Genomic DNA, 23,765 nt, shown 5'->3' on the forward strand with positions numbered 1-23,765 from the left:
GTCTACACACTCATGAGACACCAACTGTCTACGAAGTCCTGAGACATGAACTGTCTACAAGGTCCTGAGACATGACAGCACGCACTGCGACATGTGCTGTCCCCCAGTTGGGTTCTACGCGTCTACTTCGGTGTTCACGATGTACACGTCGCACGGGGCGCCGTGTGCAACGCTGTTGGCGATGCTGCCCAGTACACGGCCCAGGCCCTTCATGCGCTTGTTGCCGACCACGATCAGGGAAGCGTTGTTCGTCTCGGCGTAGTTGATCAGGGCGTTGGCCGGGTTGCCGCGCGCAGCGAAGTACTTGACCTTATCCGCTGGAACGTCGAGGTCTTCGGAGACTTTGCGGGCCACGTATTCGGCGGAGTCGGCCGAGGACACAGTGATGCGGTCGCTGCCGCTGCCGAATTCCTCGATGCGGTCATCGGAGAAGCCGCTGATGACGTGCAGTTCAGCGCCGAGGGCGGTGGCGAGTTTCGCTGCCGCTACGGCTGCCCGCTTGGCAGTTTCACTGTTGTCAACGCCGACCACAATAACTTCTGACATGAGTACTCCTGGTTCTCGGATTCGCTGGGTGCTGCTGCAGAGAAATCTACACTCCACAGCCATTCACCGGGATGACCCTCTTGCGCCGGGAGTGTTTGCCGCGGCGACGTGAGGGTAGGGATACATCATCGGAACCATCACGTCACTGAAAGGCAGGACCATGAGCGACGCACCATTTGCCCCGCAGACCGCCATCGTCACAGGCTCGGATTCAGGGATCGGGCGTGCCACGGCGGTGGCGTTGGCCCAGGCAGGCATGGATGTAGGGATCACCTGGTACTCGGACCAGCAGGGCGCCGAAAAGACGGCGGAGGAGGTCCGTTCCTTGGGCCGGAAGGCAGTTGTCCAGCAGCTGGATACCACTGACGCTCCCGGAACCGCAGCCGCGGTGGACAAGCTCGCCGAAGAGCTCGGCGGCGTGGACGTCTTCGTGAACAACTCCGGAGCGGGCGACGGCACCAAGTTCCTGGATCTCGACTACGAGACGTGGATGTCCACGCTGAACACCAACCTCAACGGCGCCTTCGTCGCCATGCAAACCGCTGCCAAGCGCATGGTCAAAGCGGGCCGCGGCGGGCGCATCATCGCCGTCACCAGCGTCCACGAATTCCAGCCGCGGGTTGGCGCCTCGGCCTACGACGCCTCCAAACACGGCCTCGGCGGACTCATCAAGACGATGGCCCTGGAACTCGCCGAACACGGCATCACCGCAAACAATGTGGCTCCCGGCGAGATCGCCACCCCGATGACCGGCCAGGAGGACGAGGACCCCACCACCAAAGACCGTCCGGGCGTGCCATTGGGTCGCCCTGGAGATGCCCGCGAAATAGCCGCCGTCATCGCTTTCCTGGCATCCCCGGCTTCCAGTTACGTCAACGGAGCTTCATGGCCCGTTGACGGCGGAATGCTGCAGATGGGACCCCAGGCTGGCTCCCACATCACCAGCCACGACTGGCGTGAAAGCTAAGCCGCACCACCTCTGGCCGCACGGAGTTCCGTGGGCTAGTCTGCATGAACGGCCTGCCCCGCAGGCCTGGATTTCCCAATATTCGTAACACGTTGATGAGGAGCACCATGGCTGGCCACACCTATAGCGTTTCCGAGATTGTAGGAACTTCCACCGAGGGCGTTGACGACGCCATCAAGAACGGCATTGCGACAGCGTCCCAAACACTGCGGAACCTCGACTGGTTCGAGGTCAAGGAAATCCGCGGACACCTCGAGGACGGCGCAGTCGCCGACTGGCAGGTCACCATCAAGCTCGGCTTCCGGCTGGAGCGCTGACTCTCCCTACGCGAGTTGGCAGTTAATGCCAATGTTCACCTGGAACATTGGCACTAACTGTCATCCCGGCGGGCCGGCTCAGGTTGGGGAGCCACTGCTTCCACCGCGCCCAAGCTGAGCAGCATCAAAGCGTCCGACGACGGCGAACCGGCCTTCGCCGAATAGACCCGAAGGTGCTGGTCGGGATCGTCCGGGAGACTGAGCGTTTCGAAGTTCAGTTCCAGGCCTCCCACCACCGGGTGGTGCAGCCTGACAGTGCCTGCGGCGCGCGTGGCAACCCTGTGCCCCGCCCACCATTGGCGGAATTGTTCGCTGTGGACTGCGAGCTCGCCTACCAACTGGTTCGTTTCGGGATCGTTGGGGTGCCGGCCGACATCCATGCGCAGAGCGCCCACGGCCTCTGCAGCAACGGTCTTCCAGTCACGGAACAAAGCACCGGCAGCGGGGTCCAGGATCAGCCAGCGCGTGAGGTTGCGTTCAGCCGCCGGTAACAAGGAGAAGTCCGTGAACAGCAGGTGCGCCATGCGGTTTCCGGCCAGGACATCAGCACGTCGGCCGAGGACCATGGCGGGAACATCCCCCACCGCGTCCAGCAACTGCCTCAACCCAGGCCGGACCTTCTGCACGGGACCGGGGTTGCCCGCGGAACTGGCGCAGTGCTCCAGCAGGTCCATCATGTGCGCCTGCTCCCCGGGGTCCAGGCGAAGTGCCCTCGCCACCGAGTCCAGGACTGCCTTGGAGGGGTGGATATTGCGGCCCTGTTCCAGGCGGGTGTAATAGTCCGTGCTCACGCCCGAGAGGCGTGCGACCTCTTCACGGCGTAGCCCCGGGACCCTTCGTGAACCGCTGGATTCCTGCGCTCCGGCGTCCTCGGGCTGGAGGCGGGCACGCATGACTTTAAGGAATTTGCCGAACTCGGCGCTCTGACCCATCCGTCCATTCTGCCGCCCAGGGCGTGTGAAAGGCCACTGTTGTGGGTAGGACTACCAGACCTAGGAAAAACAGGATCAGGCTGTAGTGCTGACTCTGCCCCCAAAACTGCATAGGCTCAGAGCAGAGCCTCCGAAAACGCTTTCTGATGCCCGACCCACGGGACAGACGCGACCTCGGAGCGCCAAGGCCATAACCATCCCGTCGAAGGAGACCGTCATGCCAGAGCTGACACTGAACAACGGCGTCACCATCCCCCAGCTGGGATTTGGTGTCTTCCAAGTGCCCGCCGACGAAACGCAGAAGGTGGTGGAAGATGCCTTGGAAACGGGGTACCGCCACATAGACACCGCGGCCGCCTACCGGAACGAGGCCGGAGTTGGTGCCGCGATCAAAGCCTCGGGAATTCCCCGGGAAGAACTCTTCATCACCACCAAGCTTCGCAACGGCGAGCAGGGCGAGGCCTATGACGCTTTCCAGCGAAGCCGCGATGCCCTGGATCTGGAAGTGATCGACCTTTACCTCATCCACTGGCCGGTCCCTTCCCAGGGGCTCTACACGCAGGCCTGGAAGGAGATGGAGAAGCTCTACCAGGACAAGCAGATCCGGGCGATCGGCATCTCCAACTTCCTCGCCGAGCATGTGGATACGTTGCTGCGCGAAGCCGAGGTAGTCCCCGCCGTAAACCAGATCGAGCTGCACCCAACCTTCCAGCAGGGCGAGTTGGCCAACAAGTGCCGCGACCTCAGCATTGCCGTTGAGGCGTACAGTCCGCTGGGGCAGGGCAAGGACCTGAACGCGGAGCAGGTGGCCCTCATCGCAGCGGCACATGGCACTACTCCTGCACAGGTGATCCTCGCTTGGCACCTGGCACAAGGAACCATCGTGATCCCCAAGTCCGCCGACTCAACCCGGATGCGGGAGAACTTCGGCGCCGCCGACCTCACCCTCACCGAATCCGAACTCGCGGCCATCACCGCCCTGGAGGCGGGTGCGCGCATCGGTTCCGATCCCGCCGTCGCCGCTTTCACCCAGCTCTAAGACCACACAAAAGGACCAACAGAAATGCAGTACACCCATCTGGGCCGTTCCGGCCTGAAGGTTTCACGCCTCTGCCTTGGAACCATGAACTTCGGCCCCCAAACCGACGAGGCAACCGCGCACTCCATCATGGATTCGGCGCTGGACTCGGGCATCAACTTCTTCGACACCGCCAATGTCTACGGCGGGGTGGAGCACCGCGGCTGGACGGAGGAAATCATCGGCCGCTGGTTCGCCAAGGGCGGCGAGCGCCGTGAACGGACCGTGCTCGCCACCAAGCTGTACGGCACCATGACGGACCGGCCGAATGAGTCCAAATTGTCCGCGCTGAACATCCGGCGGGCACTGGACGCGAGCCTCAAGCGGTTGCAGACGGACTACATCGACATCTACCAGTTCCACCACATTGACCGGGATACTCCGTGGGACGAGATCTGGCAGGCCATCGAGGTGGCCGTCCAGCAGGGCAAGATTCTTTACTCGGGCAGCAGCAACTTTGCGGGTTGGCACATCGCCCAGGCGCAGGAAGCGGCCCGGCGGCGGAACTACACCGGCCTGGTCAGCGAGCAATCCATTTACAACCTCTTCAAGCGTGAACTGGAGCTTGAAGTCATCCCGGCCGCGCAGCAGTACGGCCTTGGCTTGATCCCGTGGTCTCCGTTGCAGGGTGGCCTGTTGGGCGGCGTACTCAAGAAGGAAGAGCAGGGCGTCCGCCGAACGGAAGGCCGCGCACTGGAGACCCTCAAGAAGCACGAGGACCAGATCCGCCAGTACGAGGATTTCGTGGACGAGCTCGGTCAGAAGCCGGGCGACGTCGCGTTGGCGTGGCTGCTTCACCAGCCCGCAGTGACCGCGCCGATCGTGGGCCCGCGCACCCAGGAACAGCTGGACGCAGCCATACGCGCCTTGGACGTTTCCCTGAACGAGGACGCGCTCAAGCGGCTGGACGACATTTTCCCGGGCCACCGTCCCGCGCCCGAGGACTACGCCTGGTGACCGCCCTCCTCCCCAACAGCCTTGGGGCGGATGCGGACACCGTCTCGCCGCGGAACATCCTGTTCATCGGCGGGACCGGGGTCATCAGCGCGGCGGCGGCTGAACGCGTCGTCGCGCTGGGCCACCGGCTGACCATCCTCAACAGAGGACAGTCAGCCGGCCGGCCGGTACCTGACGGAGCCGAAGTCCTGCACGCAGACATTCGGGACGCTGAGGCAGTGCGTGGGGTACTTCAGGGACGGGAGTACGACGCCGTCGCGGACTTCATCTCGTTCACTCCGGATCAGGCGCGGGCCGGGTTGGAATTGTTCCGCGGGCGGACAGGACAGTACGTCTTCATCAGTTCCGCGTCGGCGTACCAAAAGCCGCCCACAACGTTGCCTATCCGCGAATCCACGCCGTTGAAGAACCCGTTCTGGAAGTACTCCCAGGACAAGATCGCCTGTGAGGAACTGCTGTTCGAGGCGTACCGTGAACTGGATTTCCCACTGACCGTGGTACGCCCCTCCCACACGTACGACCGGACCAAGATCGCCATGGTGGGCGGTTGGACCGACATTCACCGGATGCGGGCAGGCAAGCCGGTCATGGTCCACGGCGATGGGACCTCTCTGTGGACGCTGACCCATAGCCGCGACTTTGCCAAGGCTTTCGTGGGACTGCTGGGCAGGCCGCAAGCCATCGGCGAGAGCTACACGATTACCTCGGACGAGTTCCTGCCGTGGAACCAGATTTACCGGTTGTTTGCCCGGGCGGCAGGGGTTGGGGAGCCGGAACTGTTCCACGTTTCCTCAGACACAATAGCCAGGCACAGTCCGGAGCTCGGGCCCAATCTGCTGGGCGATCGCTCCCACTCTGTGGTCTTCGACAACTCCAAGATCAAGGCCCTCGTCCCCGACTACCGGGCAACTATTCCATTCGCGGACGGCGCCAGAGAGATTGTTGAGTGGCATGACCGGCATCCCGAACTGCAGGTAGTTGGTGAGGAGTACATGAAGCTCAGCGACCGGCTCTATGACTGGTCCCGCCGATAGCTGTTGCCAAGCACAGCGCGATCAGCGTAGAAAAGCAAGGAACCTTTCTTTTTTCGTCGCAGCCAGAAGGAGAGCACGCCCATGGCCCAAGCCCCGCTCATTGAACTGAATGACGGCCACAAGATCCCCCAATTGGGCCTTGGCACCTGGCCATTAAACGACGTCCAGGTTGCCGACGCCGTCGTTGAGGCCCTCTCGCAGGGCTACCGCCACATCGATACTGCCGTGAAGTACGGAAACGAAAAGGGGGTGGGCGAAGGGATCCGAAAGAGCGGCGTGGACAGGAAGGAGCTCTTCATCACCACCAAGCTCGACGGCGAATTCCAAGGTGCCGGCAGGGCGGTGGAAGGCTTGGACGGTTCCTTGCAGCGCCTGGGCCTGGAATACGTTGACCTGCTCCTCATCCACTGGCCCCTGCCCCGCCGAGGTGAGTTCATCTCCACGTGGAAAACCTTTGAGGAGCTCCAGGCATCGGGCAAGGTGCGTTCCATTGGAGTGTCCAACTTCAAACCGGCTCACCTTGATCAGTTGTTCCGCGAAACCGATGTTGTTCCCGCTGTCAACCAAATTCAGGTCAGCCCTTCGATCCCCCGTCCCGCTGCTCGCGCTTACAACGAGCGGCATGGCATTGTCACCGAGTCCTACAGTCCATTGGGGGCCAGCAGCGACTTGCTGAACGCCCCGGTGCTGGCCTCAATCGGGGATAAGTATGGAAAAACTCCGGGCCAAGTGGTGCTCCGCTGGCATGTCCAGCATGGCCTCGTCGCCATCCCCAAGACTGCGAATCCCCGGCGCATGAAAGAAAACCTGGACGTCTTCGACTTCGAGCTGGACCAGGACGACCTCAGCAAACTGCAAACCCTCGACGCCGGCCCTGACGCAGGCGTCGACTCGGATGTTCAGGGACACTAGGGAGGACTGACATGGAAACTCTTATCTGGACCGGCTCCTACACCGCCGACCGGAACGCGAAGGGCGAGGGAATCGCCGCCATCTCCGCAGATTCCGAAGGAAACCTCGCCTCACTGGGACTGGCCGTTGCCGCAGACTCGCCGTCGTTCCTCGCGCTGCACCCGACGCTCCCCGTGCTCTACGCCGTGGCAGAAGAAGCGGGCCATGTACAGGCCTACCGCCGGACAGGCGACGCCAGGCTCGAAGCCTTTGGCGATCCATGGCCTACCGGGGAAGCGACCTGCCATGTCGCTGCCGATCCACAGGGCCGCTTCGTCGTGGCGACCTGCTGGGGTGACGGCCAGGTCATCCTTTTTGAACTGGACGACGACGGCACCATCACCTCGCGCGCCAGTGCGGCAGCCGCCGTCGACCCTTACGCCGGGACAACCCCCGACGGCGCGAGGCCCAGCCGGGCGCATTCGAGCCTGATGCTTCCCGACGGCCGGGTGATGACCACGGACTTGGGCAATGACCTGGTTCGGGTGTGGCAGTACGTGCCCGGTGAGGGTTTGAAGGTCGACCACCAGTTGGTCCTGCCGATGGGTTCGGGGCCACGGCATATGGCACGGCACCACAGCGGGACTGTCTTTGTGGACACGGAGTACTCGGTGGAGGTCGCAGCCGTGCGGATGGAACCTGACGGCACCTATGAGCTGACCTCGGTGGTCCCGGCCAGCGCCGCCGGTGCAAAAGATGGCGACGCCGGCGCTGAGATCGCGCTGTCCCCGGACGGCCGCTTCGCCTACGTGGGCGTGCGTGGGACCAACCGTATCTGCGTGCTGGAAGTTTCCCCCGACGGCTCCGGTCTCGAACCCGTTGGCGAGGTGCCCTGCGGCGGCGAGTGGCCGCGCCACCACCTGGTCCGCGAGGGCTGGCTGTACGTCGCCAACGAAGGCTCGGACGACGTCGTGAGCTTCCGCCTGGACCCGGAGACCGGGCTCCCCGACGGACCCGTGGGCCGCGTGGAAACAGGCGCGCCCAGCATGCTGCTCCCAGCCAGTTAAATAACGCCGAGATGGCATTTAATGACAATGATCCGCTCAGACATTGTCATTATTTGCCATCTCGGCGAGTTTTTCAGGCCGCCCAGACCTCGACGTCGTCTGTGCCGCAGATGAGTTTGCGGCCGGTCGGTTCGAGGACCACCCAGAGCAGTTCCTGGTGCTTGGAGACATCGTCCACGCGCCCCTTGCCGGCGCCCCACGCGACGTCGTAAATCCATACGGGCTCGCCGGCGTTGAGTTCTGCCCACTCCGAAGCAGGCACGTGGCGGTAGTCGGCCGGCCGGTTCAGGATGGAGCTGGTCATGCCGACACTTCGGCGGATGTCCGCCGCCTCCAGAGAGTCGGGACACCGTTGTAGGCCGGCAGCACGTGGCCCTCGGCGAAAACCTGGACGGTATCCGGTTCGCAGTCCGGGCTCCACAAACCCGACGCCGGGCAGTGGGACCCAGTGGGCATGACGCGGGTGGCTCGTTCGCGCAGGAGGGCGATGCTCTTCATCGTTGAAACTCATCCTTGGGGTAGATCGGGGCACTGTGTGAAGTAGATCTCTCTAACCCTATGTAAGCCGCCGACGCTTCGTTATGGGCAGATGCACAACATTTGCGCTCAGCGACATGCAAGAGCACAGCCCTGTTTAGAAGTCCCGGTCCGCAGCGCCTGGCTCAGTGAGCGGAGCCAGCGAGCAAGCAGTTCCCGCGAGGGAGGTGACGGCGGCGGTGGGCGTCCAGATCATCGCAGCCGCAGCCCCTGCGGTTCGAACACCGGAACCGCCACTGGCCGCGGTGCCCAGGACCACGGTGACCACGGTCCGCGGAACACCCGATACAGTCTCCGCGCTGGCCGTCATGGTCGCGTTGAAAACCACGGTCTTCCGGCTCTTGACGAAGTTCTGCTTCAGGTTGACCGACCCCAGATTCACGCTGCTGCCGGTCCTCTGGACATCCAGGACGTCCTGTGAGTTTCCCAACCCCAGGACGTTGCCGTCCCGGAGTCGAACCGTCACCGGGAGGGACGCCCCAGCCCAGCCTGGGGTAACCGTAGCCAGATTGACCTGCTGGCTGTATACGAAGCTTATGGAATCTCCGGCCTCCAGCCTTCCCTGGGTGAGGCCGCCGTTGGTGGCGCGGATGTCCGCCGCGCGGAGCGGGCTGTTGTCCACCCTTCTCGATGCCACGGTCGATGAGATCGTGTCCTTCCCGCTGCGGTCTGTCAGCACGGCCCTGAGGTCATACGGCCCATCCGTGCTTCCGGCGGTGTTCCAGTTACAGGAGTAGGGAGTGGCGGTCACATTGCAGAGGGTGCTCCAGGTGGTTGTCCCGGCAGGTGCCGCCTGGATTTTTACGGACGCCACCCCTGCCGTTGAATTCGCGGCGGCAGTCAGCGGCACGGTTCCCGTCAGGTAGGCCCCGGGATCTTCCAAGGACACCGAGGCGACCGTATTGTCCACGGTCCTGGTGACAGCAGCCGAGGTGCTGCTGTTTCCTGCGGCGTCCAAGCTGACCGCCCGGAAGGAGTAACCGCCGTCGGTCACCGTTGTAGTGTCGAAGCGGCAGGAATAGGGGCTGTCAATGACCGTGCACGCGGTACTCCATGCACTGGTCCCGGTGCGCGCGTACTGAAGGCTGACTTGGGCAACGCCCGAGTGGGCATCCGTACTGGTTGCCGCAAGTGTCCGGACACCGCTGAGCGGCGTTCCGGGGTCTGCAAGGGCGACGGTTGGGGCAAGGTTATCGACGGTGATGTCCGTAACGACTGCCGAGTAGGTGGTTGTCAGGCCGGATACAGCCACAGCCCTGAGGTCGTAGCTTTCATTGGCCACAAGTGCGGTATTCCAGGTGCAGTTGTAAGGGGCCAGGATGCTGGGGCAAGCAATACTCCACTTGTTCGCTCCGGCCAGCGAGTACTCCACCCGTACCGTGTAAATGGAGTTTCCAGCGCCGAGCAGAGTGGTGGAGAGTGGCACGTTGCCCCGGATGGCTTCGGCGGGGCTGGCCAGAACCACCAGCAGGTTGTTGGCGACCGTCGTGCTGCGGAGAGCGGTCACTGAGGCGAGTCCGGAGTTATCCGTAGCACGCGCACGCAGGCTGTAACCGCCGTCGGCCACTGCTTTGGTGTTCCACTGGCACGTGACGGCGGCGCTGGAAGCGGAGCAGATATTCGTCCAGGCGGACGCCCCGTCGCGGAGGTATTCGACGTCGATACTTCTGATGCCGGATTCGGCGTCCTGCGCTGTGGCCTGGAGAGCAACGGTGTCCCTGACGGAAGTACCCGGATCCGCCAGGGACACCGTGGGTGGATTCCAGTCAGCTGATGCCGCCCATTTGTTCCCCGTACTGGAGGTGGCCGACGTGAAGGCGGCAGCTGTGGTTCCAGCGGTGGCACCGAGGATAACCAGGATCGCAATCAGCGCCGCGAGCAGGAAGGCTGCCACGGCTTTGACGCGCGGGTTCGTCCACAGGGCCGGCAAGGCGAGCCCTGCCGGGATGTTGGCCGAAGACCGCCGTCGGGCTTGTTGTCCGTCCCGCCGGGCCCGCGCCGTGCCCGCCGTGCCATCTGAGGACGAGCCGCCCAGGTAGATCGCACAGACCACCGCCAGGAGCGTGCCGGCCGACCACACGGCGAGCTGCGGCAGTGTCCCATGCGTCAACCACAATCCTGGAAGACCAACCATCGGCACCAACAGCCGGGCCTGGCCGGTGATCTGCTCCCGCTTCATGGGCGTGCTGTCGACGTCCGCGTTGGCGTCGCCGGCGGTGATGTAGCTGCCGTCGTCGTTGGCGCCGACGATGCGGTGGAGCCGCGTCTTTTCGACCCCGTCCGGCTCGGCCTCGGCCGGACTCAGGAACTCCACCACACCACCCAAGGGCACAGGCGAAGTGTCCGGGAGCGTCGATGAGAGGACCACATCGCCAGGGCTGATGTGCGGCTCCATTGAACCGCTTTGAACCACGCTTCCACCCCACCCCAGGAGCGCGGGGAACAGTGCGATGACCGCCAAGCTCAGGGAAATGCCCAGGTAGACCCGGGCAACGATGCCTACGACAAAAGGCACCCATCCTTCAGCGGAGAACAGGGCCTGTGCGGCGCTGTCCTTATGGTCCAAGCTCACGGTTCAGCTGTGTGTCCAGTCGCTCGGCTACGGGGTGGGGGCGGTGTCCGACTGCAGTTCCCACACGATGTCGATGCCCACGCGTGCACCCTGCAGCGCGTTCACCTGATCCTGGGTCAAACCCGTGGTGTCGAAACGCCACGTGCCCCGGTAGCTCTGCGTCTCACCTGGAGTACCCGCGGTATCCCAGGAAGAACCACCGGTGGCATAGTCGCGGCTGTTCGCTGCCAGGGTGGAAATGGGCAGCTCCGGAACCGTGTTGGCCGTGGGAGTGAAGCCGGTGCAGTCGTTGAACGACCCTCCCGTACCCTGCTCCAGGTCGAAGAAGATGCGGTTTTCCAGACCCCTGTCCGAAATCAGATTCTGGGTATAGGCACGCACTTCGCCCGGAACATTGGAATTCGACGTCACCACGATGCACTTTTGGCCCGTCTGTCCCGGGACGATGTTCTCCACTGTGAAAGCTGCGGCCCCGAGGTCGTCATCTGTCAGCGTGACGCTGCCGGTGCTCCATGAGCTTCCGGAGTTGCGGGTGGTGGCAGTGAAGGCGGCCTGCGAGCCCTGCCACACCATCGCTCCGGCAATCAGTACTGCGACGGGGCCAGCGGTGAAGGCTGCTATGGCCCTGGTACGAGAGGAAGGAGATTTCATTGAGGGGTTCCTTTGCTTGAGACCATTACGAGGCCGCACGCAAGGGAAGCATCGAAACCAGGCACCCCATTTGCTGCGCAACGACGAGTTCAGGCTAGCGCAATGAAGGAGATCTATCTACAAGTAAGTCATGTAATTGACAAAGTTGTAATATCTGTTGTCATTAACTGCGCCTACTGATACCGAAGGCTCAACAGCAGAGACTTCAATTGCTGGTACTGCGCTGTTCCCATCCATGCCCTCGCGCCGCCGGGACTCGCGAAAGTAGGCTGCTTCGCCGGGTCAAAGAGCACGTAGGCACTCATGACCCCGTTGGGCATTGTGATCTGGTTGGTGCCCGAAGAGCTGATTCCGGCCTTGAGCTCCGAAGTGAGCCGGACATCCATGATGTACGTCGGAGGACCTTCGACAGGTCCCGATTGGGGTGAGGGCATTCCCTCGTAGGGCGGCCCCTCGTAGGGGATGTACTGGGGTTGGATCGACGAGAAACCGAATTCCACCTGGCTTCCGGACACGTCCCTCACTCCGGAGACCACGGCCCGGTCAAGGACTGTCCGGTCCACCAAACCTGCGGTACCGTCGCCATAGAAACCGCTGTAGACGTAGGCAACGGGAGTCCCGGCGCTGTCCATGACAGTGGCTCCTTGCGAACCCGATTTCGTTTCCTCTGACAGGTAGGGGCCCTGCTCCGTCTTGACGCTCCATCCGACCGGGTAGCTGAAGGAGAGGTGCCCGTCGGGGAACGTGTAGCTCTGGACCTGGGCAGCATGGGGCAGCGTCGTTGTCGAAACGGGCGTTGGCGCCACCACCGGGGCCGTGGCGATTGGAGTGGAGGCGGGTTGGGGCGCTGTTGCCGCCGCTGTAGGCGTAGCCGTCGGAGTGGGCGTTGGCGTGGCCGTTGGGGACGGCGAAGCAGACACAGAAGGCGTGGCAGTGGCTTCGGCTGAAGTGAACGTCGCCGCAGGGGCCGGTGTAGCGCTGACCGGCCCAAAATTGGCGGCCACCAGGACGCCCGCGGTCACGGCCGCAGCGCCGAGCAGCAAGCCGCCCGCAACCTGGAACTTCCGCGCCCTGCGTTTATCAAGGGAAGTCACATTGGATGGAATATCCGCGTCGCTGAATACCGTGGTCCCTGACAGAATCTTGTGGAGCGCTTCCTCGCCCTTCGGCTCAGGAGCGTCATTCATATCCCACGGGTCAATTGCTGAAATCTGGTTCTTGATAGGATCCATGATCTTCAGGCCCCCAACTTCTGTGTAGTAAATTCGGCCGCCGGCATCTGTTTGCGGAAAGCCGTACGTGCGCGGTGCAAGCGGACTTTCGCCGCTGATTCGCTGCACTGCAGGACTCCGGAAATCTCGGCCGTGCTCAAACCGTCCCAATAGGCGAGTTGCAGGATTTCGCGGTCCTGTTCGCGCATCCGCATCAAAGCGTCCTGTACCACGACGTTCTCGGAGTCATCCCCAAAGCGCTGGACCGCCGTCGTCCGGAGCTTTTCCTGCAGGGCGAGTCGCCTGTCGCGGCTCCGGTACGCATTCCCCACCAGGTTGCGGGCGACTGTCAGAAGGTAGGGAAGTTCCGGGGTGGACTCGTCGGTCCACTTCTGCCAGACGACGCGGAAAACGTCCGCGGCGATCTCCTCGGCTATATCCGCCGATTCCACGCGTCGGCGAACAAACTTGAAGACGGACGGATAGCTGTCTTTATGAATGGCGATGAACGCCAATTCGCGCTCGGAAAGCACGATTTTCCCCCTGAAATATAGAGCCCGGACCTGCAGGATACTTGTCTAGTTTCCGGCTCGGGCCCGCCGGTTACAGGGATCGGAAAATATTTGTGTGCCGTTGGCTACGCGGAGCGCCGCATCGCCCGGCCGCGCCAGGCAGAGACAGCCCACACGATCACGAACAACGCCACGAGGATCAGGCCGGCATCGCCCAGGTCGATCCCGCCGAGCCAGGTTGTCAGAGGATCATCCAGTCCGAAGGCAGTGTTGAGGAAGCCGCCCAGCGTGATCAGTGAAATGAACAGCGCCGAGACTGCCGAGATGCCGGTGATGACGGCGTTGAAGCCGAGTTTCCGCCGGGGGTCATGGATGGCGGACTTGTACATTTTCATCATCGCAACCCCGTTGATGGAGTCGCACAGTGTCATGGCCGCCGTGAACGCCAGCGGAAGGGCCATCAGGGCGAGCGGAGAAACTCCGGCGAGAGACGCCGTCGTCGTGATGACCAGCAGCCCGATGGTGGTGGCGGTATCGAAACCCAGGCCGAACAGGAAACCGATCACGTAGATGTTCCTGGGCCGCTCCACTTTGGACAGGGGTTTTGCCAACAGCCGGGCCACAAAGCCTTTGGCCTCCAGGTCCTCGGGGCGCAACTCACCGCCGGCCTGCACCTTCCGGTAAACCTGCGTTGCACGGATGAACGCCGAGCCGTTGAACAGGCCCATCGCCAGCAGGAACAGCCCGGACACCCCACTGCCGATCAGGCCCAGCACCAGATTGCCGGTGGTGCCGTCCTCCATGAACTGCCCGATCAGCGTGGCACCCGCAACCACCAGCAGACCGGCCAGGACCACCACCGAACTGTGCCCCAGGCTGAACGCGAACCCAACACTCACCGGGTCCTTCCGCTGGGCTACGAACTTGCGCGTCGAGTTGTCGATGGCCGCGATGTGGTCCCAGTCGTAGCTGTGCTTGATGCCCGCAACGTAAGCGGTGACCACCAAGCCGAGCGCCAGCGGTTGGGCGCCCCCGGCGCTTCCGGCAAGCAAAAGCACGACGCCGGCAAGATGCAACGCGGCGACGGCACCGAAGGTGAACAGCATGCGCGTCCGAAGGGACAGGGCGTCCCGCTCGCGGTACAGGGTTGCGAACCCGGTCAGCGCAGTCATCAGTATTTCCTCAAGTTCAGGGGCGCCTGCCCGTACCAGCGTTCGCGCAGGAAGGAGGTGCAGGCACCCAGCAGTGTGTTGAGTTCTTCGGTGCTGTTCGACAACGATCGCAGCACAAGCCCTGTGGTTCCGGCAATAGTCGCCGTCAAAGAAACTCCGGTGTACGCGTCAAATCCGAGGGTCAGCTCATGCAACCGGTCAGCCAGCCCTTGGTCCACCCGTGGATCCACCACCACCAGCGACCCCAGATGGCTGAAGCCCTCCATGAACCCCAGCCCGCTGACATCGTTGAGCGGAGGCCGGATCAGGAGGTTGTCCAGCGCCAGCAGTTGCGCGCCATTTTCGGCCTCGACCCGGATCTCGTTCCTGAGCCGCACTTCCTCATAGCGGAACACCGCACCGTCGGGCGACCAACCGGGCGTGATGACTTCGGCCATCACAAAGCACGACGTCGGGTGGAGACTGATGTCCGAATTCTGCCGGTAGCTCGCCTCCCGGTAGGCAATCAACTGGTCGGGCAACAGCTCCAACCGCGAGCCCTCCCCCAGTCGCACACTCATCCGCTGCTCAGCGAAGGACCCGGGCGTCCGATACACCTTGGTTGCCGACTGTGTAGTGAGGAGCAGGTCAGCCCCGTCTTCGACCTCCACCTCAATAAGGAACAAATCGGCCCCAAGATACGCTCCACCCGGATTGACCATGACATAACAAACCTGCCCGGACTCATCGAGATAGTGCGGCCTCAAAACCCGCAACGCCCCCTCATGAAACTGCCGCGAAGCCACAGACCTCCCGGATCTTTGGGCGATGCGCAACCGGAGTTCACCTCGGGGCGACTGGGCCACCGAGGCGGCTGAGCCGGATTTTTGGGCCGCGGCGTGGCGGGCTCCGCGGGGGGCCCACTGCTGCGAGGGCCCCGACTCGAGCTTGCGAGAGTTGGGAGCAGCTGGGGACGGGCACGGCCCAAAATCCGGCGAAGCCGCCGGACCAGGCACGGGCACTGAGATGAGGGAGGTCATTGTGCCAAGTCGAGCATCAGGACATCCCGCCGGATCCAGTTGAGGACGTCTTCCAACCCCTCGTCCGTCTTGAGGTTGGTGAAGCAGAACGGCTTATCACCGCGGAACTCCTTGGAGTCCCGTTCCATGATGGACAGGTCCGCGCCGACGTGGGGCGCCAGGTCGGTCTTGTTGATGATGAAGAGGTCGGACTTGATCATGCCTTGCCCGGCCTTGCGGGGGATCTTCTCGCCTTGCGCGACGTCGATGATGTAGATCGAGAAGTCCACAAGCTCGGGGCTGAAGGTTGCCGAGAGGTTGTCGCCGCCTGATTCGACGAAGATGACCTGCAGCGCGGGGTGGCGGGTTTTCAGTTCTTCGATGGCGGCCGTGTTCATGGACGTGTCTTCGCGGATGGCCGTGTGTGGGCAGCCGCCGGTTTCGACGCCGATGATCCGGTCTTCCGGCAGGATGCCGTTGGCGGCCAGGATTTTGGCGTCCTCAATGGTGTAGATGTCGTTGGTGATGGCGGCCATTGAGATGTCGCGGCTCATGTGCCGGGTGATCCGCTCCACGAGCTGGGTCTTTCCTGCTCCGACAGGGCCGCCGATGCCGATCTTGATGGGTTCAGTCATGTGTCCTCCTGCATTAGCTCATGAACATGCGGGCACGTTGCCGTTCGTGCCGCATTTGTGAAATTTCCAGTCCGGGGCTGACAGCCCCGAAGTCGTCCCAGCACAGCTGTGCTATATCCCGGGTGGCGGCAGCAACGGCGTCGTGCGCGTGGCGAAGTACCCGCTGCCCGGCGTTCTGCCCCAACGGTATGGCGCGCACGGCGTTCTGCGTCAGCGACGTAACCGTGGCAAACAGGTAGGCACCAAGGGCCTCCTCGAAGGGGACCCCCAATGACCGCGCGATGACTCCAAAAGCCAAGGGTTGATGCCCGGAAGCCACCCCCTCACGAACCAACTTCCTGTAGCCATCCAACTCCGTCGACGGGAACACTTCCCCACCGATCTCAAGCAGCCGCCCACCCATCTTCACGGAAGCCTCCCGCACCTCCCGAGCCAACAGCTGCCCCGAAAGAACAGAATCCAACAACCCAACATCCACCCCTTCATAAAGAAAGCGCAGAGCCAACCCATCGGAATACGTCAATTGCTGCCCTACAAAAGCGGAAAGCCAAACCCCAAACGACCCCTCATCCCCAACAAGCCCACGCTCGATATAGCCCTCAAACCCCAAAGAATGAGCAAACGCCCCCGTAGGCAAAGCCGAGTCAGTCAACTGTTGAAGAGCAAGCTGATAGGAGGTCATGACCCGCCCCGAGGGTGGGGCGCAGCGCTGCCGCGACCTAACGAGTCGGAGGCGGGTGATGGGGGCCGCGGCGTGGCGGGCATCGCGAAGCGGGCACGGCCCCCATCACCCGCCGAAGGCAAGACCAGACCGGCGTCCCAGCCACGGACACCCACAAGCGGCGACATGACCGCGGTATTAGTGCGAATGCTCAGCATGGCGGAACGGCACCGGCATGACCCGTTCTTGCCTGTCGTAGGGGACGCCGACGCTCTTCAGGTAGTCCTCGACCGTGTGATCGTACTGGCACACCATGACTTGGGCCCCGTACTCGGAATCGGAGCCGAAGAATTGCGCCTGCAGGTGACGGTTGCCGAGCGAATGCGCCACGACACCCATTTCGTGGATGCTCCGCGGCGCGATCACCAGGACGTCGGTGGGCAGCACTGAGATGACGATGACGTTGTGGTCGTCCAGCGCCAGGATGTCACCGTCGCGGAGGTCCCCTGAGCCGCTGGGGAGGCGGATGCCTAGTTCCTTGCCGTGGTCGGTGGTGACGCGCTGGATGCGTTTGACAAGCAACGCACTGGGGAGCACCACCTTTTCCTTGTGGTGACCGGTGAAGGCCTGGGTTTGCTCGTGCAGGTTACCCAGGATTTTTTCGATGATCATGCGGGCTCCTAAAACAGGAAGTAGCGCTGCGCCATGGGCAACACGTCGGACGGCTGGGAGGTGACCTCTTCGCCGTCGACCGTCACCTTGTAGGTTTCGGGGTCGACGGCGATGTCCGGCGTTTCGCCGTTGAATTTGAGGTCCGCTTTGGTGAGGTCGCGGATGCCGGCCACGGGTTTGATGACGCGTTCGAGGCCGAGCTCTTCGGGCACGCCGGCGTCGATGGCTGCCTGGGAAAGGAAGGTGATGGACGTCTGCTGGAGCGCCTTCCCATAGGTGGCGAACATGGGCCGCATGGTGCGCGGTTGCGGCGTGGGGATGGAAGCGTTGGAGTCCCCCATCAGGGCGTAGGCGATCTGTCCACCCTTGATGACGAGTTCGGGTTTCACGCCGAAAAACGCTGGATCCCACAACACGAGGTCCGCGAATTTGCCTTCTTCCACGGAGCCGATCACATCGGCCATACCTTGGGCGATGGCAGGGTTGATGGTGTACTTGGCCACGTACCGCTTGAGCCGGAAGTTGTCCGAGTCCGGCGAGCCATGCTCCGCGCCCGAGGGGTCCTGCAACACGCCACGTTGGCGTTTCATGGCGTCGGCTACCTGCCAGGTCCGGGTCACGACTTCGCCCACACGGCCCATGGCCTGGGAGTCCGAGGACGTGATGGCGAAGATGCCGAGGTCGTGAAGGACGTCTTCGGCGGCGATGGTTTCGGCCCGGATGCGGGAATCGGCGAATGCCACGTCTTCCGGGATGTCCGGGTTGAGGTGGTGGCACACCATGAGCATGTCCAGGTGCTCTTCAATGGTGTTCTTCGTGTAGGGCAGCGTGGGGTTGGTGGAGGCAGGGAGGACGTTCGGCAGGCCGGCGATCTTGATGATGTCCGGGGCATGGCCGCCGCCGGCGCCTTCGGTGTGGAAGGTGTGGATGACGCGGCCGTCGATGGCCCGGATGGTGTCCTCCACGAAGCCGCACTCGTTGAGGGTGTCGGTGTGGATGGCCACCTGGACGTCGTATTCGTCCGCCACGCGCAGGGACATGTCTATCGAGGACGTGGTGGAACCCCAGTCCTCATGGACTTTCAGCCCTACCGCACCTGCGCGGATTTGCTCAGCGAGGGGCTCGACGGCGGACGCGTGGCCCTTTCCGAACAGGCCGATGTTCACGGGCAGTCCCTCGGCCGCGAGCAGCATCCTGGAGATGTGCCACGCGCCGGGCGTGATGGTGGTGGCTTTGGTGCCTTCGGCCGGGCCGGTGCCGCCGCCCACCATGGTGGTGATGCCGTTGCACAATGCTGCCGGCACCTGTTCGGGGGAGATGAAGTGGATGTGGGTGTCGATGCCCCCGGCAGTGAGGATTTTCCGTTCGCCGGCGATGATTTCGGTGCTCGCACCGATGACGATGTCCACGCCATCGGTGATCTGCGGATTTCCGGCCTTGCCGATCTTGAAGATGTGCCCGTCTTTCAGGGCGATGTCGGCCTTGTAGATTCCGGTGTAGTCCAGGACCACGACGTTGGTGATGACGGTATCCGGGATCTCGTGCGAACGGGTCAACTGTCCGTTCTGGCCCATGCCGTCGCGGATGACTTTGCCGCCACCGAAGACCACTTCCTCGCCGTGGACCGTGTAGTCCTTCTCGATCTCAAGGAAGAGTTCCGTGTCAGCCAAACGGATGGCGTCACCGGTGGTCGGTCCGTAGAGTTCGGAGTACTGCTTGCGTGATATCTCGAAGCTCACTGGTGGTCCCTTTCCGCTGCGACGCCCGGGCGGGGTTCCCCGGCAACCCCGGTACCGCCGTCGAGCTTTCCGTTGACCGCATTGCTGAGGCCGAAGACTTCGCGGGACCCGGCAAGCTCAATCAGTTGGACCGTTTTCCTGTCCCCGGGTTCGAAGCGCGCGGCCGTTCCCGCCGGGATGTCCAGGCGGCGGCCGTATGCGGCTTCGCGGTCGAACTCGAGGGCACGGTTTGCTTCGGCAAAGTGATAGTGCGAGCCGATCTGCACGGGACGGTCGCCGCGGTTCACGACCTCGACGGCGATCGCCTCACGTCCGCTGTTGCAGGAGATGGAACCTGGCCGGAGCCTGTATTCACCGGGGATCATGGGGGCTCCTAACGGATGGGATTGTGGACGGTGACGAGCTTGGTGCCGTCAGGGAAGGTGGCCTCGATCTGGACGTCGTGGATCATCTCGGGAACGCCTTCCATCACGTCGTCGCGGCTAAGCAGGGTGGTTCCGTAGCTCATGAGTTCCGCCACGGACCGGCCGTCGCGGGCACCTTCGATGAGCTCGTAGCTGATGATGGCCACGGCTTCGGGGTAGTTCAACTTGAGCCCGCGGCCTTGTCGGCGCCGTGCGAGGTCTGCGGCCACCACGATCATGAGTTTCTCCTGCTCACGGGGCAATAGGTGCACGACATCTCCTTAGGGCTGGGCAGAGCTGGGCCTGATGTGACCAGCGTAAGGAGCGGAAGTTTCAGCCACGTTTCCGAACTGTCTCAGCCGGGGGTCGGAGTGGCCCGAATTGACCTCAACTAATGTTGAGGTTCTAGCATCGATTACTGTGCGCCCAGCGGTGCCATATTCGAGCATTTTCCATCAAAGGTATAGCGATGACCCACCACAATCCCCTGCCGTCCCCGGCTGTCGGCGAGCTCTTCCGGGCCGCGTTCCGCGCACACCCGGCGGGAGTCGCGATCGTCACTGCCTCAGGACCGGAGGGACCGGTGGGACTCACTGCTTCCTCGGTGGCCTCGGTGGCCGTGGATCCGCCAACGCTTGCCTTCTCCGTGACCGGTGGCCGTTCGGCGTCAGTCGTTGCAGCGGCAGACTCGATCGTGGTGCACCTTGTTGGGGCCGACCAGCTGGAATTGGCCCGTACCTTTGCGGACCCCGCGGCACCCCGCTTCACCGAAGACATGGATTGGCAACGGCTGCCCACCGGCGAACCCCTTCTCCGGGAGGCCCAGTGGGCGCTGCGCTGCGACATCATCCACCGCGCGCCACTGGGAGGTTCGGTGCTGCTCGCGGCGACGGTTCTGGACATCCGGGCCAATGACGGCGGTTCAGCCCCGCTGGTCTACCACAACCGGGCGTTCCACACACTGCTTGAGAGCGTTCCGGCGCTGGGTTAGCTGTTCCTGCCCCTCGCGGCCACGGTCCACGTGTCCACCACAGCACCGTCACGCACCGCGGAGACCTCGTCCACCAGGTTCATGGTGAGGCAGACGTGGTTGGGGATCACCCGGAGCCGCGTGCCCAAGGCCGGAAGCTCGGCCGAATCCGGCCAGACTACCGTGGCGTGGTGCTCGGACAGTGCGGTCACCCTGGCCTCGGGAAACTCGGGGAGCCGGGCGTAACCCGTGGCCCAGTCGGGACGATCGCTGCCCAGGACCTTGCTGCCGGCATCCACCACCACGCGCCGGACGTTGCCGCCGCGTGCTTCGTGGCGGCTGACCACCGTAGCGGCCACCGTCAGGGCAATGTCGTCCCAGGTGCACCGTTCAAGCTCCAGCTGCTGGGCATCGCCAAAGACGTAGACGCCGGGGCGCAGCTCCGTTGCGGCCGTCGGACCGTCAAGCAAGGCCGTGGGAGTGGACCCACCGCTGACTGTCCGCACCTCGAAGCCAGCCGAGGCCAGCGCCGCAGCCGCCTGCCCCAGTGCTTGGTTTTCATTGCCGGCCGCCCCTGTTGGCATTCCGGGCTTGTAGCTGTGGCCGGGGAAGGTGAAAACGCCTGCGACGGTGAGGCCTGCGGCGGCCGCAGCACGGGCCACCTCCACTGCCTCGTCAGGAAGGACACCGCTGCGGTGATGGCCGCTGTCCACCTCGATCAGTACCTCCACGGAACCGGCGTCCGTACCCAGGCGGTGACCCATCGCCGTCGCGCCTTCCGCTGAATCCACGCCGACAGCCAGGCGGGAACCCGCGGCCAGGGCCCGGAGTCGCTCCGCGTTTTCAGCTTCGACCCACAGCGGGTACGCGATGAAGATGTCCTTCACGCCGTCGGCCGCAAAGACCTCAGCCTCGCCAATAGTGGCAACCGTGATCCCGACAGCCCCTGCGGCCAGTTGCTTGCGCGCAATCTCCAAGGTCTTGTGCGTCTTGACGTGCGGGCGCAGATTCAGCCCACGGCCCTGCATGCTGTCAGCCATCCGCTGGATGTTGCGGTCAAGGATATCGACGTCGATCATGACGGCGGGTGTACGGAGGGCGGCTGGGATCACGTTCATTCCTCAAAGACTAGCCGCCCTCACGGCGCTGAATGCCGGACCCGCAGTTCGAAAGCGGCCTCCAGCTGGCGGACGTCGGCCGTTTCCCGGTCGCTTTCGATCCGCTCGATCAGGAGTGCGACGGCGCGCTCGGCAATTTCCGCACGCCCCGGCGCCACGGTAGTCAGCGACGGTGACGCGAACCGCGCCTCCTCAATGTCGTCGAAACCCGCCACGGCGATCTCCTGCGGCACCTTCTTTCCACGGACCAGGAGCTCGTGAAGAGCCCCCAGGGCCAAGGCGTCATTGAGGCCGAACACGGCGTCAAACTCCGCGCCACTGTCCAACAGCCTGGCGATGGCCCCTGCTCCCCCATCTCGTCGCCACTCACACCGCACCAGCAAAGTGGGGTCGTACTCAACGCCGGCGTCCGCGAGCGCAGCCTTGTACCCGCTGAGCCGCAGGCCGGCGCTGCCTGTTGTGTCGCCGTCGGCCGCCCCCAGGACAGCTATACGACGGCGGCCACCGGCCAGCAGGTGCGTGGTGATGGCGGCGGCGGCTTCCTGGTTCTGGATGAGGACCATGTCCAGGCGCGGGTCCTGCACATACTCTCCCAGGAGGACCAACGGCTTGGTGCCGGCCCCCTGGATGATCTCCTCAGCACCGAGGGCCAGGGGAATGAAAAGGAGGCCGTCCGTGAGGCTGCGGAATTGGCCTTGGATTGCTGCCTTCTCGTGGGCCGCTTCGTTGCCTGACTGCTCCACCAGGACGCGATAGCCGCGGCGCCACGCAGCCTTCATGATGTCGGATGCCAACTCCGCGTAATACGGGATGGAAAGGTCGGCCAGCACGAGGCCCAGCATGTTGGTCTTCCCGGAGCGGAGGCTTCGGGCCGTCAGGTTGGTTTCGTAGCCGAGCTCTTCGATGGCGGCCAGAACGCGTTGCCGTGTGGTCGGACGGATGAATTCGTAATTGTTGATGACATTGGAAACTGTCTTCAACGAAACCCCTGCGGCTTTCGCGACGTCGTTCATGGTGACGGCCATGCGGGCACTCCTTCAGTGCTGGTGAAATACATCGGTGCAATTAAGGATGCGCACTGACGGCTGTATCTTGTTGCACGCCTTAAGCGTAGTGTCGAAGTATGAGTTACCGGATGGTGACGGTCCGCAACTGATTTATCCGGGTTGGGCGCGAACACGAGTGCCCAGCCGCCCAGCCGGAAATGCGTGAGGTCCGGCCTTGCTGAATTGAGGCCATAATGGCCCGGAATGAAGAAGTGCAATCTTCTGTAAAAATGCAAAATCATCTTTCTGAAAGCCCCACATCCGCAGGACCCCGGACAGACCTGACCAATTTTTTGGAGCGCATCCAGGATCTGCTGGTGGAAAACGCGGACATTCCCGGCTTTCTCGGCGACCTCGTGGAATTGACCGCGGACGAACTCACAACATCGGCCAACGCGGTGTCTTGCGGAATGACGGTCATGCGACAGAAAAAACCGGTTGCCGTAGCGGACAGTGACCCGCTGGCCCGCCGCCTGGACAAGATTCAAAATGACCTGGGCGACGGCCCCTGCCTCAGCGCCCTCCGGACACGGACCATGACGCACGTCCCCGATATACGGCATGAAAACCGCTGGCCGGACTACATGCAAGCCGTGGAGGACACGGATATTGGTGCCATCCTGGCACTGCCCCTGGACTTGAACAGCACCTCTGCCGCCGTCGTAAATCTGTACTCGGCGCATCCACACAGCTTCGGCGAGGAGGACGTTCGCGCAGCCCAGCGGGTGACCACCACGGGAGCGAAGGCACTGCAGCTGGCCCTGAAGATGTCGCAGCTGCAGGACGCACGCGCGAACTTGGCGGCGGCACTGGATTCCCGCACCACCATCGACACCGCCGTAGGCATCATCATGGCGCAAAACAGGTGTGGCCGCGATGCTGCCTTCCAGATCCTGGCGGATGCTTCCAGCCATCGCAACATCAAGCTGCGCGCGGTGGCGGAGGCCGTCGTCGCCCATATCGCGGGAGACCGGCATCTTCCTGCATCCTTTGAAGACTAAGGCCCCCACACAGACTCCTTAAGCCGTCACACGTCGCTCATACCCCTGCAACGCGCCCGCAACATAGTTGCGCAAAG

27 protein-coding genes are annotated in these 23,765 nt (G+C 63.2%); 9 read left to right on the forward strand and 18 right to left on the reverse strand.

Annotation, left to right across the window (positions count from 1 at the left end; translation table 11 throughout):
• Positions 1-114 precede the first annotated feature (114 nt).
• Positions 115-546 carry a universal stress protein gene (locus FDP28_RS18660; protein ID WP_144663102.1) on the reverse strand — a complete coding sequence of 144 codons (432 nt, stop codon included), beginning with the start codon at positions 544-546 and terminating at the stop codon, positions 115-117.
• Positions 547-706: 160 nt separating this feature from the next.
• On the opposite strand from FDP28_RS18660, the gene FDP28_RS18665 reads away from it, so the two are divergent.
• Complete coding sequence (locus tag FDP28_RS18665) at positions 707-1,513, forward strand: SDR family oxidoreductase (RefSeq protein ID WP_144663103.1); 807 nt, start codon at positions 707-709, stop codon at positions 1,511-1,513.
• A gap of 107 nt (positions 1,514-1,620) precedes the next feature.
• On the forward strand, positions 1,621-1,830 hold the full coding sequence (locus FDP28_RS18670; protein WP_011773002.1) for a dodecin: 210 nt from the start codon (positions 1,621-1,623) through the stop codon (positions 1,828-1,830).
• 53 nt (positions 1,831-1,883) lie between these two features.
• Here the strand turns inward: FDP28_RS18670 and FDP28_RS18675 are convergent, their stop codons facing one another.
• Positions 1,884-2,762 (reverse strand): helix-turn-helix transcriptional regulator, encoded by an 879-nt coding sequence (locus FDP28_RS18675; RefSeq protein ID WP_144663104.1) that lies wholly within the window; start codon positions 2,760-2,762, stop codon positions 1,884-1,886.
• A 217-nt stretch (positions 2,763-2,979) separates the two neighbouring features.
• Between FDP28_RS18675 and FDP28_RS18680 the strand changes: the two genes are divergently transcribed.
• From FDP28_RS18680 to FDP28_RS18700, 5 genes are all read left to right on the forward strand, one after another.
• On the forward strand, positions 2,980-3,801 hold the full coding sequence (locus FDP28_RS18680) for an aldo/keto reductase (RefSeq protein ID WP_144663105.1): 822 nt from the start codon (positions 2,980-2,982) through the stop codon (positions 3,799-3,801).
• Between the two features lie 24 nt (positions 3,802-3,825).
• Entirely contained in the window at positions 3,826-4,797 is a 972-nt protein-coding gene (locus FDP28_RS18685; protein WP_144663106.1) for an aldo/keto reductase, read from the forward strand.
• Positions 4,794-5,831, forward strand: coding sequence for an NAD-dependent epimerase/dehydratase family protein (locus FDP28_RS18690; RefSeq protein WP_144663107.1), 1,038 nt, complete (start codon positions 4,794-4,796; stop codon positions 5,829-5,831). The genes FDP28_RS18685 and FDP28_RS18690 overlap by 4 nt, the downstream gene beginning before the upstream one ends.
• 81 nt (positions 5,832-5,912) lie before the next feature.
• Positions 5,913-6,743, forward strand: coding sequence for an aldo/keto reductase (locus tag FDP28_RS18695; protein ID WP_144663108.1), 831 nt, complete (start codon positions 5,913-5,915; stop codon positions 6,741-6,743).
• An 11-nt stretch (positions 6,744-6,754) separates the two neighbouring features.
• Positions 6,755-7,789, forward strand: a complete 1,035-nt coding sequence (locus tag FDP28_RS18700; RefSeq protein WP_186313715.1) for a lactonase family protein — start codon at positions 6,755-6,757, stop codon at positions 7,787-7,789.
• A 73-nt stretch (positions 7,790-7,862) separates the two neighbouring features.
• Here FDP28_RS18700 and FDP28_RS18705 read toward each other — a convergent pair whose 3' ends face one another.
• The 14 genes from FDP28_RS18705 to FDP28_RS18770 form a co-directional block, all read right to left on the reverse strand.
• Positions 7,863-8,093 carry a hypothetical protein gene (locus tag FDP28_RS18705; protein ID WP_144663109.1) on the reverse strand — a complete coding sequence of 77 codons (231 nt, stop codon included), beginning with the start codon at positions 8,091-8,093 and terminating at the stop codon, positions 7,863-7,865.
• Positions 8,090-8,287 (reverse strand): hypothetical protein, encoded by a 198-nt coding sequence (locus FDP28_RS18710; protein WP_144663110.1) that lies wholly within the window; start codon positions 8,285-8,287, stop codon positions 8,090-8,092. The genes FDP28_RS18705 and FDP28_RS18710 overlap by 4 nt, the downstream gene beginning before the upstream one ends.
• Positions 8,288-8,423: 136 nt before the next feature.
• Positions 8,424-10,898, reverse strand: coding sequence for a S26 family signal peptidase (locus FDP28_RS18715; RefSeq protein WP_144663111.1), 2,475 nt, complete (start codon positions 10,896-10,898; stop codon positions 8,424-8,426).
• A gap of 27 nt (positions 10,899-10,925) precedes the next feature.
• Complete coding sequence (locus tag FDP28_RS18720) at positions 10,926-11,549, reverse strand: hypothetical protein (RefSeq protein WP_144663112.1); 624 nt, start codon at positions 11,547-11,549, stop codon at positions 10,926-10,928.
• A 173-nt stretch (positions 11,550-11,722) separates the two neighbouring features.
• Positions 11,723-12,781, reverse strand: a complete 1,059-nt coding sequence (locus FDP28_RS18725) for a hypothetical protein (protein WP_144663113.1) — start codon at positions 12,779-12,781, stop codon at positions 11,723-11,725.
• A gap of 5 nt (positions 12,782-12,786) precedes the next feature.
• Complete coding sequence (locus FDP28_RS18730) at positions 12,787-13,293, reverse strand: RNA polymerase sigma factor (RefSeq protein WP_144663114.1); 507 nt, start codon at positions 13,291-13,293, stop codon at positions 12,787-12,789.
• Between the two features lie 104 nt (positions 13,294-13,397).
• Positions 13,398-14,444, reverse strand: a complete 1,047-nt coding sequence (locus tag FDP28_RS18735; RefSeq protein ID WP_144663115.1) for a HoxN/HupN/NixA family nickel/cobalt transporter — start codon at positions 14,442-14,444, stop codon at positions 13,398-13,400.
• On the reverse strand, positions 14,444-15,463 hold the full coding sequence (locus FDP28_RS18740) for an urease accessory protein UreD (protein WP_144663116.1): 1,020 nt from the start codon (positions 15,461-15,463) through the stop codon (positions 14,444-14,446). Before FDP28_RS18740 ends, FDP28_RS18735 begins: the two co-directional genes overlap by 1 nt.
• Entirely contained in the window at positions 15,460-16,077 is a 618-nt protein-coding gene (ureG, locus tag FDP28_RS18745; protein ID WP_144663117.1) for an urease accessory protein UreG, read from the reverse strand. The genes FDP28_RS18740 and ureG overlap by 4 nt, the downstream gene beginning before the upstream one ends.
• Before the next feature lie 13 nt (positions 16,078-16,090).
• Positions 16,091-16,759 (reverse strand): urease accessory protein UreF, encoded by a 669-nt coding sequence (locus tag FDP28_RS18750; protein WP_144663118.1) that lies wholly within the window; start codon positions 16,757-16,759, stop codon positions 16,091-16,093.
• A 177-nt stretch (positions 16,760-16,936) separates the two neighbouring features.
• Positions 16,937-17,410, reverse strand: a complete 474-nt coding sequence (gene ureE, locus FDP28_RS18755) for an urease accessory protein UreE (protein ID WP_144663119.1) — start codon at positions 17,408-17,410, stop codon at positions 16,937-16,939.
• Positions 17,411-17,418: 8 nt separating this feature from the next.
• Positions 17,419-19,149, reverse strand: a complete 1,731-nt coding sequence (gene ureC, locus FDP28_RS18760; RefSeq protein WP_144663120.1) for an urease subunit alpha — start codon at positions 19,147-19,149, stop codon at positions 17,419-17,421.
• The gene (locus FDP28_RS18765; protein WP_144663121.1) at positions 19,146-19,514 is read right to left on the reverse strand and encodes an urease subunit beta; all 369 of its coding nucleotides are present in this window, start codon (positions 19,512-19,514) and stop codon (positions 19,146-19,148) included. The genes ureC and FDP28_RS18765 overlap by 4 nt, the downstream gene beginning before the upstream one ends.
• Positions 19,515-19,522: 8 nt before the next feature.
• On the reverse strand, positions 19,523-19,825 hold the full coding sequence (locus FDP28_RS18770) for an urease subunit gamma (RefSeq protein ID WP_144663122.1): 303 nt from the start codon (positions 19,823-19,825) through the stop codon (positions 19,523-19,525).
• Positions 19,826-20,022: 197 nt separating this feature from the next.
• On the opposite strand from FDP28_RS18770, the gene FDP28_RS18775 reads away from it, so the two are divergent.
• The gene (locus FDP28_RS18775) at positions 20,023-20,544 is read left to right on the forward strand and encodes a flavin reductase family protein (protein WP_144663123.1); all 522 of its coding nucleotides are present in this window, start codon (positions 20,023-20,025) and stop codon (positions 20,542-20,544) included.
• On the opposite strand, the gene FDP28_RS18780 is transcribed toward FDP28_RS18775, so the two are convergent.
• Both FDP28_RS18780 and FDP28_RS18785 read right to left on the reverse strand, forming a co-directional pair.
• The gene (locus FDP28_RS18780) at positions 20,541-21,641 is read right to left on the reverse strand and encodes a D-TA family PLP-dependent enzyme (protein ID WP_144663124.1); all 1,101 of its coding nucleotides are present in this window, start codon (positions 21,639-21,641) and stop codon (positions 20,541-20,543) included. The genes FDP28_RS18775 and FDP28_RS18780 overlap by 4 nt on opposite strands.
• Before the next feature lie 20 nt (positions 21,642-21,661).
• On the reverse strand, positions 21,662-22,666 hold the full coding sequence (locus tag FDP28_RS18785; protein WP_144663125.1) for a LacI family DNA-binding transcriptional regulator: 1,005 nt from the start codon (positions 22,664-22,666) through the stop codon (positions 21,662-21,664).
• 338 nt (positions 22,667-23,004) lie between these two features.
• Between FDP28_RS18785 and FDP28_RS18790 the strand changes: the two genes are divergently transcribed.
• Complete coding sequence (locus FDP28_RS18790; protein WP_260842537.1) at positions 23,005-23,688, forward strand: GAF and ANTAR domain-containing protein; 684 nt, start codon at positions 23,005-23,007, stop codon at positions 23,686-23,688.
• Positions 23,689-23,765 lie beyond the last annotated feature (77 nt).

Source organism: Paenarthrobacter nicotinovorans (assembly GCF_007670255.1).
GTDB classification, from domain to species: domain Bacteria; phylum Actinomycetota; class Actinomycetes; order Actinomycetales; family Micrococcaceae; genus Arthrobacter; species Arthrobacter nicotinovorans_B.

Excerpts from the sequence above, each read along its gene's own strand:
- FDP28_RS18660 (WP_144663102.1), bottom strand. The coding sequence starts at position 546 with ATGTCAGAAGTTATTGTGGTCGGCGTTGACAACAGTGAAACTGCCAAG.
- FDP28_RS18665 (WP_144663103.1), top strand. The coding sequence starts at position 707 with ATGAGCGACGCACCATTTGCCCCGCAGACCGCCATCGTCACAGGCTCG.
- FDP28_RS18670 (WP_011773002.1), top strand. The coding sequence starts at position 1,621 with ATGGCTGGCCACACCTATAGCGTTTCCGAGATTGTAGGAACTTCCACC.
- FDP28_RS18675 (WP_144663104.1), bottom strand. The coding sequence starts at position 2,762 with ATGGGTCAGAGCGCCGAGTTCGGCAAATTCCTTAAAGTCATGCGTGCC.
- FDP28_RS18680 (WP_144663105.1), top strand. The coding sequence starts at position 2,980 with ATGCCAGAGCTGACACTGAACAACGGCGTCACCATCCCCCAGCTGGGA.
- FDP28_RS18685 (WP_144663106.1), top strand. The coding sequence starts at position 3,826 with ATGCAGTACACCCATCTGGGCCGTTCCGGCCTGAAGGTTTCACGCCTC.
- FDP28_RS18695 (WP_144663108.1), top strand. The coding sequence starts at position 5,913 with ATGGCCCAAGCCCCGCTCATTGAACTGAATGACGGCCACAAGATCCCC.
- FDP28_RS18700 (WP_186313715.1), top strand. The coding sequence starts at position 6,755 with ATGGAAACTCTTATCTGGACCGGCTCCTACACCGCCGACCGGAACGCG.
- FDP28_RS18705 (WP_144663109.1), bottom strand. The coding sequence starts at position 8,093 with ATGACCAGCTCCATCCTGAACCGGCCGGCCGACTACCGCCACGTGCCT.
- FDP28_RS18710 (WP_144663110.1), bottom strand. The coding sequence starts at position 8,287 with ATGAAGAGCATCGCCCTCCTGCGCGAACGAGCCACCCGCGTCATGCCC.
- FDP28_RS18720 (WP_144663112.1), bottom strand. The coding sequence starts at position 11,549 with ATGAAATCTCCTTCCTCTCGTACCAGGGCCATAGCAGCCTTCACCGCT.
- FDP28_RS18725 (WP_144663113.1), bottom strand. The coding sequence starts at position 12,781 with ATGGATCCTATCAAGAACCAGATTTCAGCAATTGACCCGTGGGATATG.
- FDP28_RS18735 (WP_144663115.1), bottom strand. The coding sequence starts at position 14,444 with ATGACTGCGCTGACCGGGTTCGCAACCCTGTACCGCGAGCGGGACGCC.
- FDP28_RS18740 (WP_144663116.1), bottom strand. The coding sequence starts at position 15,463 with ATGACCTCCCTCATCTCAGTGCCCGTGCCTGGTCCGGCGGCTTCGCCG.
- ureG (WP_144663117.1), bottom strand. The coding sequence starts at position 16,077 with ATGACTGAACCCATCAAGATCGGCATCGGCGGCCCTGTCGGAGCAGGA.
- FDP28_RS18750 (WP_144663118.1), bottom strand. The coding sequence starts at position 16,759 with ATGACCTCCTATCAGCTTGCTCTTCAACAGTTGACTGACTCGGCTTTG.
- ureE (WP_144663119.1), bottom strand. The coding sequence starts at position 17,410 with ATGATCATCGAAAAAATCCTGGGTAACCTGCACGAGCAAACCCAGGCC.
- FDP28_RS18765 (WP_144663121.1), bottom strand. The coding sequence starts at position 19,514 with ATGATCCCCGGTGAATACAGGCTCCGGCCAGGTTCCATCTCCTGCAAC.
- FDP28_RS18775 (WP_144663123.1), top strand. The coding sequence starts at position 20,023 with ATGACCCACCACAATCCCCTGCCGTCCCCGGCTGTCGGCGAGCTCTTC.
- FDP28_RS18780 (WP_144663124.1), bottom strand. The coding sequence starts at position 21,641 with ATGAACGTGATCCCAGCCGCCCTCCGTACACCCGCCGTCATGATCGAC.
- FDP28_RS18785 (WP_144663125.1), bottom strand. The coding sequence starts at position 22,666 with ATGGCCGTCACCATGAACGACGTCGCGAAAGCCGCAGGGGTTTCGTTG.